At 43.3% G+C, this 14,689-nt stretch carries 14 protein-coding genes; 7 read left to right on the forward strand and 7 right to left on the reverse strand.

The features are described 5' to 3' along the window. The first annotated feature begins 281 nt into the window (after window positions 1-281). The 5 genes from IQ457_RS07525 to IQ457_RS07545 all read left to right on the forward strand — a co-directional run bounded on the left by IQ457_RS07525 (window position 282) and on the right by IQ457_RS07545 (window position 4,508). Window positions 282-1,304, forward strand: a complete 1,023-nt coding sequence (locus IQ457_RS07525; protein WP_200662690.1) for a DUF1852 domain-containing protein — start codon at window positions 282-284, stop codon at window positions 1,302-1,304. A gap of 83 nt (window positions 1,305-1,387) precedes the next feature. Next, a complete protein-coding gene (locus IQ457_RS07530; RefSeq protein WP_200662691.1) occupies window positions 1,388-2,434 on the forward strand; it encodes a methionine synthase in 1,047 nt (348 codons plus the stop codon). 103 nt (window positions 2,435-2,537) lie between these two features. Then, complete coding sequence (locus IQ457_RS07535) at window positions 2,538-3,029, forward strand: flavin reductase (protein ID WP_200662692.1); 492 nt, start codon at window positions 2,538-2,540, stop codon at window positions 3,027-3,029. 61 nt (window positions 3,030-3,090) lie between these two features. Continuing rightward, window positions 3,091-3,933, forward strand: a complete 843-nt coding sequence (locus tag IQ457_RS07540) for a TSUP family transporter (protein ID WP_200662693.1) — start codon at window positions 3,091-3,093, stop codon at window positions 3,931-3,933. A gap of 92 nt (window positions 3,934-4,025) precedes the next feature. Continuing rightward, window positions 4,026-4,508, forward strand: coding sequence for a hypothetical protein (locus IQ457_RS07545; RefSeq protein ID WP_200662694.1), 483 nt, complete (start codon window positions 4,026-4,028; stop codon window positions 4,506-4,508). A 179-nt stretch (window positions 4,509-4,687) separates the two neighbouring features. Here the strand turns inward: IQ457_RS07545 and glmS are convergent, their stop codons facing one another. From glmS to hisF, 7 genes are all read right to left on the reverse strand, one after another. Then, entirely contained in the window at window positions 4,688-6,532 is a 1,845-nt protein-coding gene (gene glmS, locus IQ457_RS07550; protein WP_200662695.1) for a glutamine--fructose-6-phosphate transaminase (isomerizing), read from the reverse strand. 165 nt (window positions 6,533-6,697) lie between these two features. Continuing rightward, complete coding sequence (glmU, locus tag IQ457_RS07555) at window positions 6,698-8,074, reverse strand: bifunctional UDP-N-acetylglucosamine diphosphorylase/glucosamine-1-phosphate N-acetyltransferase GlmU (RefSeq protein ID WP_200662696.1); 1,377 nt, start codon at window positions 8,072-8,074, stop codon at window positions 6,698-6,700. A 253-nt stretch (window positions 8,075-8,327) separates the two neighbouring features. Continuing rightward, window positions 8,328-8,918, reverse strand: a complete 591-nt coding sequence (locus IQ457_RS07560; protein WP_109592018.1) for a phosphatidylglycerophosphatase A family protein — start codon at window positions 8,916-8,918, stop codon at window positions 8,328-8,330. Between the two features lie 3 nt (window positions 8,919-8,921). Beyond that, the gene (gene thiL, locus IQ457_RS07565; RefSeq protein ID WP_200662697.1) at window positions 8,922-9,962 is read right to left on the reverse strand and encodes a thiamine-phosphate kinase; all 1,041 of its coding nucleotides are present in this window, start codon (window positions 9,960-9,962) and stop codon (window positions 8,922-8,924) included. 2 nt (window positions 9,963-9,964) lie between these two features. After that, window positions 9,965-10,993 (reverse strand): transcription antitermination factor NusB, encoded by a 1,029-nt coding sequence (gene nusB, locus IQ457_RS07570; protein WP_200662698.1) that lies wholly within the window; start codon window positions 10,991-10,993, stop codon window positions 9,965-9,967. A 279-nt stretch (window positions 10,994-11,272) separates the two neighbouring features. Beyond that, window positions 11,273-11,803, reverse strand: coding sequence for a 6,7-dimethyl-8-ribityllumazine synthase (gene ribH, locus IQ457_RS07575; RefSeq protein ID WP_068407989.1), 531 nt, complete (start codon window positions 11,801-11,803; stop codon window positions 11,273-11,275). A 139-nt stretch (window positions 11,804-11,942) separates the two neighbouring features. Continuing rightward, window positions 11,943-12,725, reverse strand: a complete 783-nt coding sequence (gene hisF / locus IQ457_RS07580) for an imidazole glycerol phosphate synthase subunit HisF (RefSeq protein WP_200662699.1) — start codon at window positions 12,723-12,725, stop codon at window positions 11,943-11,945. Window positions 12,726-12,853: 128 nt separating this feature from the next. Here hisF and IQ457_RS07585 point away from each other — a divergent pair, with 128 nt between their 5' ends. Continuing rightward, window positions 12,854-13,318: an HAD domain-containing protein gene (locus IQ457_RS07585; RefSeq protein WP_200662700.1), complete on the forward strand. Its 465-nt coding sequence runs from the start codon at window positions 12,854-12,856 to the stop codon at window positions 13,316-13,318. A gap of 116 nt (window positions 13,319-13,434) precedes the next feature. Beyond that, on the forward strand, window positions 13,435-14,685 hold the full coding sequence (locus tag IQ457_RS07590; protein WP_200662701.1) for a homoserine kinase: 1,251 nt from the start codon (window positions 13,435-13,437) through the stop codon (window positions 14,683-14,685). The last annotated feature ends 4 nt before the right edge of the window (window positions 14,686-14,689 follow it).

Here is a 14,689-nt window from a genome sequence, read left to right on the forward strand (position 1 = left end):
TTATCATCCATAATTAACTACCCTACATTTTTTTATATGAATATAAAACGTTAATTATTTTCTAATGCAAAAAAATCACTCAAAATATCATTATTCATAAAACCTTCTGCCACGCTCCTAGTTATCAAGTCCTATTCCATAACCTTGCCTCATCAACGTGAATTTAACTCATCTTAAATTTAAATAGTATCATTTTTATTCATGATCGCGTTCGGGTATGATTTATCTCATATACAAATTTGGTTTTATCTCACACAATGAGAATAGGGTAGCGGATTATCATGAGTAAACAATTTACATATTCGATCTCGAGCATTCGTTTTGATGAAAACTATCATCCGGCAGATAGCACGCGTCTGACCACGAACTTTGCCAATTTGGCGCGCGGTGAGCAGCGTGAAGAAAATCTGCGTAAAACACTAAGAATGATTAATAATCGTTTTAACGCTTTGGCGCATTGGGATAACCCAACCGCCGACCGTTACTCTGTTGAAGTTGATATTATTTCAGCAGATTTAGATATTGAAGGTAATGGCGATACTTTTCCGGTCATCGAAACGCTAAAAACCACGATCGTCGACCATAAAGACAATACCCGTATCGACGGTATGATTGGTAATAGCTTTTCCTCTTATGTACGCGATTATGACTTTAGCGTTGTCCTATTAGAGCATTTCGATAAAAACCCGTCATCGCCACCGCCGGCAGATTTTGGTGACTTACATGGCAAACTGTTTCAGTATTTATTGAATTCAGAAGCCTATCAAGCTGAGTTTAATAAACAGCCGGTGATTTGCCTAAGTGTATCGACCAGTAAAACCTATCATCGTACGATTAACCAGCATCCGGTGTTAGGGGTTGAATACCGACAAGACGAATATTCTTTAACTGACGATTATTTTCATAAAATGGGCTTAACCGTGCGCTATTTTATGCCTGCTGGTAGTGTTGCGCCTTTAGCGTTTTATTTTGCCGGTGACTTGCTGACTGATTACACTGACCTTGAGCTCATCAGTGCGATTGCAACTATGGAAACCTTCCAAAAGATTTACCGTCCTGAAATCTATAATGCCAACTCGACGGCGGGACAGGTATATCAGCCCAGTTTAAAATATCAAGATTATTCACTGACGCAAATCGTCTATGACCGCGAAGAGCGTAGCCAAATGGCAGTGAAGCAAGGTAAGTTTACGGAAGAACAATTTATCAAGCCTTACCAAGCTATTCTTGAAGAGTGGGCGGCAAGCTATGATGTGAATGAGAATGTGGCAGACGCATGTGCGGATAAAGAATACGCCGCCTAACTATTTTCAACCTAGATGCGTTCAACCTAGATGCGTTCAATTTAGCCGAAATGAGAACACCAAAAAATAAGAAGACAAATCCTATGACACTATTATTATCGACACAAAGATTATTACCAACCTCAACCGCTGGCAGCTTGCCAAAACCGTCTTGGCTAGCTGAACCGGAAAAAATTTGGTCACCTTGGGCTTTAGAGGGCGAGCAACTGCTCGAAGCCAAACAAGATGCGCTACGGGTGTCATTACAAGAGCAATTGCAGGCAGGGATTGATATTGTCAGTGATGGCGAGCAGACACGTCAGCATTTTGTGACTACCTTTATTGAACATCTTGATGGTGTCGATTTCGAAAAGCGTGAAACGGTTAAAATTCGCAATCGTTATGAGGCAAGTGTTCCGTCAGTTGTGGGTAGCGTAAGTCGTCAAAAAGCTGTGTTTGTTGACGATGCTAAATTTTTACGCTCGCAAACCGATCAACCTATCAAATGGGCGTTGCCCGGCCCAATGACGATGATTGATACCTTATATGATGGTCATTATAAAAGCCGTGAAAAACTGGCTTGGGAATTTGCTAAAATTCTCAATCAAGAAGCAAAAGACTTGGAAGCGGCTGGTGTCGATATTATCCAATTTGATGAGCCAGCGTTTAATGTGTTCTTCGATGACGTCAACGACTGGGGTATTGCCACTTTAGAGCGTGCTATTGAAGGTCTAAAATGTGAAACGGCGGTGCATATTTGCTACGGCTACGGTATCAAAGCCAATACCGATTGGAAAAAAACTTTAGGGACAGAGTGGCGTCAATATGAACAAGCCTTTCCAAAACTGCAGCAGTCAAATATTGATATCGTCTCTTTGGAGTGTCAAAACTCGCATGTACCGATGGATTTGATTGAACTGATTCGCGGTAAAAAGGTAATGGTCGGCGCCATTGATGTGGCAACCAATAATATCGAAACACCGGAAGAAGTAGCAGATACGTTACGTAAAGCGCTGCAGTTTGTCGATGCAGATAAGCTTTATCCTTCGACCAACTGCGGCATGGCACCGTTATCTCGTCAAGTGGCACGTGGTAAATTGCAAGCCTTGAGCGCAGGTGTAGCTATTGTACGTAAAGAGCTTAGCGTTTAGCATTTCTTAACAAAGCTTACCTTGTTTAAACCCATGAGTGGCCTCAGTTATCAATGTACTTAAAGATTAAAGTACTTAAAGATTAAAATTTAGGAGTTAAGTCATGATTGAAGCAACTGATTTTAGAGATGCCATGTCTCTATTACCGACAGCGGTCAATGTGATCACCACAAAAGGTGACTCTGGCTGTCATGGGTTTACCGCTTCTGCGGTCTGTAGCGTGACCGACACACCGCCAACCTTGCTTGTCTGCATGAATCAGAGCTCGCGCTCACACGAACATTTTCTTGAAAACAAAACGTTAAGTGTCAATGTCTTAGGTACGCAGCACGAACCCATATCTAATGCCTTTGCCTCCAAACTATGCTCAGAAGAGCGTTTTTGTCACGGTGCTTGGACGACATTAACCACAGGCGCCCCTGTTTTAGAGGATGCGCTGGTCAGTTTTGATTGTGAAATTGATGACATTCAACAAGTCGGCACACACAGTATTTTTATGTGCCGCGTGGTCGCCATCAAACAAGGCGAGAGTGATGAAAGTTTGGTGTATTTCAATCGCTCGTACCATCAAGTTGGTCAAACAGAAATTGTTTAATCTACCTTTAAAGCCCTTGTTGTTTAACTAAAACTATAGCTAACTGAGAAGTAACTATCCTGTGGAAATACTCATTTTTTTAATAATAGGCGCGCTAGCAGGATTTGCTGCCGGGCTTTTTGGTGTGGGCGGTGGCACAATTATCGTGCCTTTATTGTTTGTCGTTTTTACCCAAATGGATTACAGCCCTGACAGCATTATGCATTTAGCATTAGGGACGTCATTGGCGACTATTATTGTCACCTCTATCAGCTCGCTTATGGCACACAATAAAAAAGGCGCGGTGATGTGGCCGGTGTTTAAAAATCTGGCACCCGGATTGGCGCTAGGTTGCTTCTTAGGCGCAGGAATCGCAGGGCAGATATCTGGGTTGTATCTTCAGCTGATTGTTGGGGTTTTTTTACTGTGGGTTGCTTATAAGATGTTTTTTGCCGGTAAAAAACCTGTTGCTAATCATTCTAGTGGCGCTAATGATGTCAGTAGCGTCAACTATGCCAATACAGCACTACCGTCAAAACCTAAGCAATTAGCAGCAGGCAGTGTTATCGGTATCGCTTCTGCTATCTTTGGTATTGGCGGTGGTAGCTTAACCGTGCCTTATCTCACCCGTTATAACGTGGTGATGCAAAAAGCGGTTGGGACTTCAGCGGCGTGCGGGTTGCCGATTGCTATAGCCGGTGCATTAGGGTTTATGTTTTTTGGCATGCAGCAGCAAGTCGATGTGCCTAATACCATTGGCTTTGTACATATTTATGCCTTTTTAGGCATTAGTATTATGAGCTTTTTTACCGCAAAATTAGGCGCGAAAGTCGCGCATATATTATCGCCAGAATTGTTAAAAAAATGCTTTGCGATATTATTAACGGTGGTGGGATTTTATTTTCTATATAAAGGGCTGGTCTAAATATATATTTGTATAATGGGGCGTATTCTCTTTAGAATGAGGATGCGCCCTAATCATATTATTTTGGCTAATTAGGTTCAATAAAGATAATTATGTTCAATAAACTTAAAGCATTGATTCTACTTTCAGCCTTTCTAACAGTAATTGCCTGTTCGGATAATAATTCGGTTTTAGCTCATGATGAAAAGGTTACCACAGCTAGCAATCACGAACGTGATACGCAGGAGATGTATCGTAAGATCGATACGTTAAAAAGAGAGCTGCCAAGCGTAATTGATGAAGTTACTACGTTAGAAAAGATTGATTTTGATGGAACAACGGTTACTTTCGGTTATCGGCTAAAGATATCTGATTATAATGCTTCTGAAAGAAAAGAGCTTGAAACGGAAATGCGCGATGAACGTACTGGGTTAGCCTGTGCAGAAGCAGAGGTTATGCAAGGGATAAATAAGGGATTTGATTATCAGTATAGCTATTACGATTTAGATGATAGTAAGGTGGCCAGTTTTGATGTCACCAAAGACATTTGCGACAACTTAAATAAGGCTGACTCTGAAATTGAAATAGGGACATAATCAATTCTGGGTTACTTTGCTGCTGAATATAATATATATACTGAGATATATCCAAATTATTGAAATTTTTTATGTCCATTATAAAAAAATGCTTTGCTATCTATATGGTACTAGACAGCAAAGTATTTAGTGTTATACAATATTAAGATAAAAAAATATTTTAAAATCAAACACTTATCTTACTCGACCGTGACTGATTTTGCGAGATTACGTGGCTGATCAACATCCGTACCACGCATCACCGCGACATGATACGACAACAACTGCACCGGTACGCTATAAACGATAGGGGCAAGCGTCTCGCAAACCTCAGGGACATAAACCACGTGCATTCTATCTTCTGCGACCATCTTGCTTTCTTCACTGGCAAATACAAACAGCTCACCGTGACGCGCATGTACCTCTTGCATGTTTGCTTTTAGCTTATCAAACATACTGTCTTTTGGCGCGAGCACCACGATAGGCATGTCTTTATCGACCAACGCTAATGGGCCATGTTTTAGCTCACCGGCGGCGTAGCCTTCTGCGTGAATATAAGAGATTTCTTTTAGCTTCAATGCGCCTTCTAAGGCGATTGGGAATTGTAAACCGCGACCTAAAAATAAGCAGCTTTTCTTATATTCAAAGTGCTCACTCATGACTTTGATAGGCGCATCGAGTTGTAAGCTGGCATGTAGTTGCCCGCGTAGCGCTTGTAATTTGCCCAGCAAGGTGGTTAATTTTTCACCTGTCATACGCGTTTGTACAACACCCACTTTTAATACCAGTAACATCAACGCGGCAAGCTGAGTGGTAAAGGCTTTGGTAGAAGCAACGCCAATCTCAGGGCCGGCAAGCGTTGGTAAAAAGATATCGGTTTCACGTACCAAAGATGAGGTCGGTACATTACATAAAGCCAAGCTGACGAGGCCTGCTGGCGTATGTTTTTGGATATCGCGTAGCGCCGATAAGGTATCCGCCGTTTCGCCTGATTGCGAGATGCAAATGACCAAGGTGTCATCGACGACCACTGGATTGCGGTAGCGGAACTCACTAGCAACCTCAACCGAACACGGCACACGGGTTAGACTTTCAAACCAATATTTCGCGACCAAACCTGAATGATAGCTGGTGCCACAAGCGATGACTTGAACATTCTTGATACCTTTTAACTGCGCTTCATGACGCTGCAAAAAGTCATCACGCAGCTTAGACGGCTCATCAAAGTCTAACGCCATCTCAATCGTACGGGCAACCGCATCTGGCTGCTCATAGATTTCTTTGAGCATATAATGTTTGAACTCGCCTTTATCAGCATTATGCTGGGCGGCATCAATCTCGTGTATCTGGCGTTTTACTTTTACGCCGTCTGCATAAACTTCAATACTATTACGGGTTAATTTGGCGATATCGCCTTCTTCTAGGTACATAAAGCGATTGGTCACAGGCAAAAGCGCCAATTGATCAGAGGCAATAAAGTTCTCACCGATACCTACACCGATGACCAAAGGCGAACCTAGACGCACGGTAATCAGCTCGTCTGGGCAATCAATGTGCAAAATGCCAAGGGCAAACGCGCCATGTAATAAAGGAATAACGGCACGCACAGCTTCCAGTAAATCAGGCGTATTTTTGTAGATATCATTGATTAAATGGGCGACGACTTCGGTATCAGTTTGCGAGGTAAACTCGTAGCCTTTAGCAATCAGCTCTTCTTTTAGCTCAGCATAGTTCTCAACGATACCATTATGGACCACGGCAATTTTACCAGATACGTGCGGATGAGCGTTGCGCTGCGCAGGTTCGCCATGCGTGGCCCAGCGCGTATGTGCAATACCGATATGACCATCGAAAAATTCAGGATTGACGGCGACGGCATCGACCAGCGCTTGTACTTTGCCCACTTGGCGCTCACGATGCAGCTCGCCATCACGGATAACCGTCAGACCAGCAGAGTCATAACCACGGTATTCTAGGCGTTTAAGGCCTTCAAGTAAGATATTGGCAATATTCCGCTCAGCAACTGCTCCAACGATTCCGCACATAATTATTCCTTAAATTTTATGTTCTCATACCATGTGATTTTGAAAGATACTGATACATGGACAATCATTAATCTATAAATATAAATAAGCAGCACCACAAATCATTGTCGTACTGCTTTAGTGGTCTTACCATCATTTTTATCAAGTTAACTATCAGCGCCGCCTTTATTTTTTAGTCGGACGCTGAAAGTCATCTTTCTGGGTTTGGCGCGCACGTCCAAAGGCTAAGGCGTTATCATCGACGTTTTTGGTAATCACTGAGCCTGCCGCAACCGTAGCGGTATCACCAATAGTAACTGGCGCAACCAAGCTGGCGTTAGAGCCGATAAAGGCATTGTCTTCGATGATGGTTTGCGATTTATTGACGCCGTCGTAATTACAGGTAATCACGCCCGCACCGATATTGACATTTGTTCCAACCGTCGCATCACCCACATAACTTAAGTGATTGACCTTGCTACCTTGGCCGATAATCGATTTTTTAATCTCGACAAAATTGCCTACTTTACTGTTATTAGACAAAACAGTATCAGGGCGCAAGTGGGCGAAAGGTCCAATATCGACGCCGTTTCCAATTTGAGCACTGTCAATGACGCAGTACGGCTTTAGGTGACAGGCATTGCCAATGTGCGCATTTTTAATCACACAGCCAGCTTCGATATAAACGTTGTCACCTAAGACACAATCACCCTCAAACACAACGCCCACATCGACGAATACATCTTGGCCTGCGATCAAGCTGCCACGAATATCAACGCGCGTCGGATCGGCAAACTGGACGCCAGCTTCTTGCAGGTCAGCAACCAACTTACCTTGCCACGTACGCTCCAAGCTGGCAAGCTGTTGGCGGTTATTGACGCCTTCAATCTCAAAGCTATGTTCAGGCTCGATGGCGACAATATTGATGCCTTCAGCAACCGCCATCTTAACAATATCGGTGAGATAGTATTCTTGCTGCGCATTGTCGTTAGACAGCTTTGGCAGATATTTATGCAATAATGCATTATCAACGCAGTAAATACCGCTATTAATCTCTTGGATCTTCTGTTCATCGGCGTTGGCATCTTTTTGCTCAACGATGGCTTCAATATTGCCGTCTTTATCGCGTTTGATACGACCAAGACCAAATGGGTTGTCTACTGTTAGCGTCAACATCGACATACCATCAGTATTGGCAGATTTTAAAGCTGTTAACGTCTGGCAGCTGACCAATGGCACATCACCATATAAAATCAGACTTTGGCCTTCTTTTGGTAATTCAGATAGGGTGACTTTTACTGCATGGCCCGTACCTAACTGCTCAGTCTGGGCAACCCACGTAATCGGCAAATGCGCATATTGCTCATTAATGTCTGCTTGGACTTGTTCGCCGCCAAAACCATGTACAATAATAGTGTCATCAACGGTCAATTGATGACAAGTATCAAGCACATGACCCAATAATGACTTGCCAGCCAGTGTCTGTAGCACTTTTGGCTTGGCTGATTGCATACGCGTGCCTTTACCAGCCGCGAGGATAATTACCGAAAGAGGAGCTGTCATAGTATTCCTAAAAAATAGCCTACAAATGTAACAAAATATAATTCTGAATTATAACGCAAATTACGACTTAACTAAAACGCTATGTCGTGACATCTTTGTAAACTGATTATGACATTAGCTGTCTATAGATATAAATTAAACAGCAGGCGTTCAGAAAATCTAACCGCTAAATAGGTGAGCGATATAAAAGGCGATAAAGTAGAATTATTTATGGTAAAAACATTTATTTGAGGTTTAAAGGACAAACTTAAGATTAAAAGCTAAAAGAGAAGATAAAGGTATAAATAATCACCCAAACGGCTGCCGCCATCACTCCCGCAATAATATCGTCGAGCATAATACCCAGACCGCCCGCGACTTTTTTATCTGCCCAGCCAATCGGCGGCGGCTTAATAATGTCAAAAAAGCGAAATAGTATAAAGGCAATAATGATGGCTAAGATAGTAGGTATTTGAGTGAAATTTTGCCAAAAACTGCCGTTGGCGATACCCATATAAGATAGCGGCAGGAGGGTAAGCCACATACCAGCCCACTCATCCCAAACGATGTGCGGGTTATCGTGGCCGCCCATCAGCTCTGAGGTACGACCGCATATCGCATTACCAAGCAAACAAGCTAAAATGGTAATCATCAAAAACGGCACAAAGCCTAGGCTTAATAATGGTATCGCAACGATTAAAGCGCCAACCGTACCCCAAGTGCCGGGTGCACGGCGCGGCAGACCGCTACCTAGACCGATACCAAGCCAATAAACCAAACGATCAAACGCGCTGGCATTGGCGGGTAGAGGCGGGCAATCATTGGCTTGTCGGATATCAGGCTTAGATAGGTTGTGATCAATCATGGGTTAACCTGCAAAATGTTGGTAACCCGTCAGATTGGGCCAAGTAGGAAATGGGGCGGGATGCGTCGGTGTGACTGGCTGTCCTTGATAAAAAATCTCGGGTCGTACATTTTTAGCAGTATCTGCCTTGTTTGCGGCTATGACTTCACCGATACAGGTCACAGGCGTGTCGCTATTATTATCAATCGGTGGCTCGATATGGGCAGGCAAGGTAAAAGCCAGCTCATAATCATCGCCGCCCGCCAACTGACATAATAAGCGTTCAGATAGACCAACGCTTGATAATGCTTTACTGGTAGGCAGATGCTCAAGGTGGATGCACATACCAACGGCGCTTTGCTCACAGATATGCCCAAGGTCTTGATACAGACCATCAGAGATATCTATCATCGAAGTTGCGCCAATTGTTGCCACTGCTGCCCCTAAGGCAATACGCGGCGTTGGCATATGCAGCCGATGGGCAAGCTCAATACCGATAGCAGTATTAGGATGCTGTAGCGCATAAGCAGCATCGCCAAGCGACCCTGAGACATAGATTTTATCGCCGACTTGCGCGCCCGAGCGGTAAACAGCTGGTGTGGACGTATCAAGTAAGCCTTGTGCGCTGACACTAAGAACTAGATTGTCGCTGCGCGTGGTATCACCGCCAATAAGCGTGATACCAAATAGCTGGCAGGCGTGAAATAAACCTTTGGCAAATTCAGTCAGCCATTGCTCATTCGCCAAATGCTCAGGTAAGGCCAAGGCCAATAGAATGCTATGCGGCGTTGCGCCCATCGCAGCAATGTCTGAGACATTCACTGCGACCGCTTTATAGCCGATTTGAAAGGCTAATTCGTTTACGTCATTCCAATCAGCGCTAAAGTGCCGCCCTTGAACGAGGGTATCAATACAGCTAACCAAGTGTGCACCTGCAGGCAAGCTCATTACCGCCGCATCATCACCAATGCCTTTTTCGATATTGTGTGCTTCGGCAGTGCTGGACAATGACGGTGCAGCTTGTATTTGCGCAAATATACGCTCAATCAGCTCAAATTCGTTCATGGCTAGTCTTTATTGTTTTCATCAGGAGTAATAAGATTTGAATCATGTAAGCCTACGTCAGCTGCGTCACTATTCTCATCATTGCTAACACCATTAGTAGCCCCATTTTTTTCTAAAGAGTTTTCTTCTAAAGCGCTTTCTTCTGCAGATTTGTCATTAACGATATTATTTGGCGTTTCATTTTTTGCGGCGTCGTTTTTCTTATTGATCTTATAGTCCATAATATTTGCTAGAGCTTTACTCGCGCTATTGCGTTTAACACTGGCATTATTGGCACTGATACGTGGTTTGTTCGAAGCAGTTGACGTACTATCGATATCAGATTCCGCTGTGCTTTCACTGACTTCTTCAACAGCAGTAGATTGAGCTTCAGTCTGCTTAGCATTTGCTTGAGTCGCCGCTTTCTGTGAGGTGCGTAGATTGGCTTTGCTATCGGCATTGACTTCAAGCGCGCGCAATTCAATCGCCATTTTATCAAGGACAGCATTAATTAATTTATGGGCGTCAGTAGCGCCAAAGTGATTGTTTAGCTTCATCGCTTCATCAAGCACGACTTTGTAGGGAATCTCTAAGCGGTTTTGTAGCTCATACGCCCCAATCAATAAAATAGCATGTTCAACAGTGTCCAATTTATCAATGTCACGATCAAGATGCTGACTGATTAGCGCATCGAGAGCGTCAATCTGCTCTGGAATATCGCGCATCATTTCATGATAGTAGCCAATATGAACGGTATGCATGGCGTTGCTCGCGCGCGTACGGGCAGCGATATCATGCGGCGCATTGTCCTTCCAGCCAAGCTTACCGTCTTTATCAAAACGGCGGTCGGTGACCAACCACTCATATAGGCCTTGCATTGCAAAGCGTCGAGCCTTACGCACAGCGGTGTGGCTAGTCTTATAAGTCGTTTCACTCATATCAAAGGTTTGCTCACCCGCACTACTGCTCGCGATACGAGTAGCTTCAGCTTGTGCATCATTGGCTTGGGCGGTTTGTGCAGCGTTAATGGCGCGCTTGAGTTGGTCAGTCATAGGGGGTCAATACCTAAATTTTAAATAACTATCATTTTAAACATCTATCTTGGCGCAAATAACAGGCTTGGCAAAGACAGCAAGTTGTAAGAAATAGTATAAAAGTTGTTAAATAGTAGACGACTGGCAGGCTGTGACAGTCGGATATTAAAACGGTGTTTTATAGAACTGTTTATAGTGCTTTTTACTATCATATTGGCACTGCGGTCTATATCAAAGGTGATATAAGCCGCAGTGCCATTTAAATGACAAATAACCGTTTATAAAATGAAGACTTAATTACGCGTCATCACTATTATCATAGTCATCAGCAATATCTAGCTGTGATAGAACCGCTAGCATCTCAAGCACCACCATCGCCGCTTCTGAGCCTTTGTTACCGGCTTTGGTACCAGAGCGCTCAATCGCTTGCTCGATGCTGTCAGTGGTTAATACACCATTAGCAACAGGGATATTATAATCAATTGCAACGCTGCTTAAACCTTTGGCAGATTCGCTAGCGACAAAATCAAAATGCGGCGTGCTACCACGGATAATCGCGCCTAATGCAATGATGGCATCAAAGCGATCAGATTCAGCGGCGCGCTGAGCAACGAGTGGCAACTCAAACGCACCCGGTACGCGAATCACGGTAATGTTGCTACCCAATACGCCATGACGCAGTAGGGCATCGATTGCACCATCTACCAATGACTCAACGACAAAACCGTTAAAACGACCGACGACGATACCAATGCGCGCATCTTCGTTTTGATGTAAATTGCCATCGATATGGGTAATATCATTGCGCTGCTGTTGTAAATTTGACATAAGAAAATCCTTTGAGTAAGTAGCGTTTAAAACAAAATTTTTATGTAAAATCTCGATTGTTTTCAATAGTTAACTGACAAAAATAAATAAGTAGCGCTATGATAGCATTTTTTGCACAGGCATTGATATTTTAGCAATCTTAAAGACGCATCTGTATGCCTTGCGCGGCCATATATGCTTTGGCCTCTTGCACGGTATATTCGCCAAAGTGAAAAATACTGGCCGCAAGTACGGCATCGACGCCGCCTTCTAATACACCTTCGGCCAAATGTTGCAAGTTACCAACGCCGCCCGAAGCAATGACGGGCACATTTACGCAGCTGGTAATTTGCTGCATTAGAGCCAAATCATAGCCTTTTTTGGTACCATCACCATCCATTGAGGTCACCAATAATTCGCCAGCGCCGAGAGCAGCCATTTTACTTGCCCAAGCAACCGCATCAATACGGGTTGGCTTACGCCCACCGTGGGTAAAGATTTCCCAACGCGGCACACTAACACCATCAACCATTATATCTGCAACGCGTTTGGCATCGATAGCCACCACGATACATTGATTACCAAATTTCTGCGCCGCCTCCCCAACAAACTCAGGCGTAAATACTGCCGCAGAGTTAATCGCTACTTTATCCGCACCTGCATTGAGCAAATTACGAATATCAGCGATTTTACGCACACCGCCACCAACTGTGAGCGGTACAAACACGGTTTCAGCCATACGCTCAACGGTATGATAAGTGGTATCGCGCTCATCATTGGTCGCCGTAATGTCTAAAAAAGTAATCTCATCGGCGCCTTGCTCGTTATAGCGCTTAGCGACTTCGACAGGGTCGCCGGCGTCTTTGATATCGACAAATTGTACGCCTTTGACCACACGGCCATTATCCACATCCAAACAAGGAATGATACGCTTTGCTAACATGCCGCCTCACTTATTTATTAAATTAATGTAATAAAGTCTACATAATATTTTATTACTGCATTCTAACAAAATTAGAAAGTCTATTTCGTGATAATCTATCTTAATGTATTTATTTTAGAGTCTCACCAGTGAAGATTTTACTAGATTTTGATGGAGTAATGATTACAACGCCAACTTGGCAAAAAGTCGACCATTTAGAAGATGGTTTTATGGTATTTAACGAATCTTGCGTTGAAAATTTAGCAAGAGTTATAGCTATTACTCAAGCAGATATTGTCCTTACCACTACTCATCGTATTCATTATAACGAAAAAGAGTGGCAGCAAATTTTCTATAATCGAGGAATAATCACAGATAGAATCAGTAAAGTGAATCAAGCACGCACTTTTACTGATTTATCAATTCGATGTTTAGAGGTTTTAGAATGGGTAGCTGCTAATCCAAATGAAAATTATGTAATTATTGATGATGATAAGTCGTTACGAGACTTGCCTATTGAAATAAAATCTCGTTGGGTTGAAACTCAGTTTCATCAAGGATTGACGGAGGATTGTAGCAAGCAGGCTCTTAATATTTTACTAGGTGATGATTAGGTTTAAAATTGAGGATTTAATCAGTCTAACTTGCTAGATGCCGTCCAATAAATTTTCGGTATAATGAAACATTAAAATGTCACGCTAATTTGAATAAACCAATTAAAGAGAAGCTTATGTCCGTCTATACCCAGTTAACCGATGATCAGTTTGCCGCTTTTTGCCAGCGTTTTGGCGTGTCATTTGCGCGTGCCATTCCGATTACCCAAGGTATCAAAAACTCTAACTGGTTTATTCAGACGACTGACGATGTAGATGGCGCGCTCTCTTATGTGTTTACCTTATTTGAAGAGCGTCCACCAGAAGACATCGAAAAAATGGCGGTTATCCTTAATCAACTGGATGGTAAATTGCCAGTAGCGGCGCCATTAGCATTGCTTGATTTAGGCGCTGATAGCGCAGAAAAAGGCTATGTCATACGCTATGATAATAAAGCGATTACGCTAGTGCCTTGTTTGGCTGGCGCGCATCCACAGCAAACCACGCAAGCGATGTGTTATGAGATTGGCGCCGCTTTAGCCATGCTGCATGAGACCTTACAAGCACTGCAACCTGCGGAAGAATATGGCGTGCCTTTATACCCATGGGCGGAAGTACGCGACCGTGAAATGCAGTTTATGCCCGGTGACGAAGCCAAGCTCATGAGCGATATTTGGCGCGCTTACTCAGATTTGCCGCTGGCGACGTTGCCAAAAGGCTTATGCCATTTAGACATGTTCGCTGATAATACCTTATGGGACTTATCGTTAAGTAATAGCCAAAAAGGCGCAGCGCGTTTAACGGGATTGTTAGACTTTACCGAAGTCAGCGTCGAGCATTATGTGATGGATATTGCCATTACCATTAATGATTTTTGTACGACTTGGGGCGATGCCGAGCAGGGCGAAACCGTCAATTTTGACCGCAGTAAAATGGCGGCTTTTTTGCAAGGCTATGAATCCAAACGTCAGCTTGGCGAAGATGAAAAACGTGCCTTACCAGTGATGCTCGCAAAAGCAGCCGTTATCTTTTGGTTATTACGTTTAAACGTTATCCACTATAACCGTACTGAAGGTCGGACTGGCGATAACATCATGGTCAAAAACCCTGACCTGATGAAACGCTTAGCGGCTTATCATTGGTCACATGTCGAAAAAGAACAAAATACGGTGTTTGTTTTAGAACACGCGCTTTATAAAGATGATAATAAAGATAATGATATCGAAGACTTTAAATTAATCGGCGTATTTGCTACTGAGCAACAAGCGCAAGCCGCTATCAACCAATTAAAATCACAACCTGGTTTTAAAGAGTACCCAAATGGTTTCCATATTGATGCTTATCCGCTAAATCAAATTAACTGGTCATCAGGTTTTGACTTCTATTAAGTTC

It is taken from the genome of Psychrobacter sp. M9-54-1, assembly GCF_016613355.1.
GTDB classification, from domain to species: Bacteria; Pseudomonadota; Gammaproteobacteria; order Pseudomonadales; family Moraxellaceae; genus Psychrobacter; species Psychrobacter faecalis.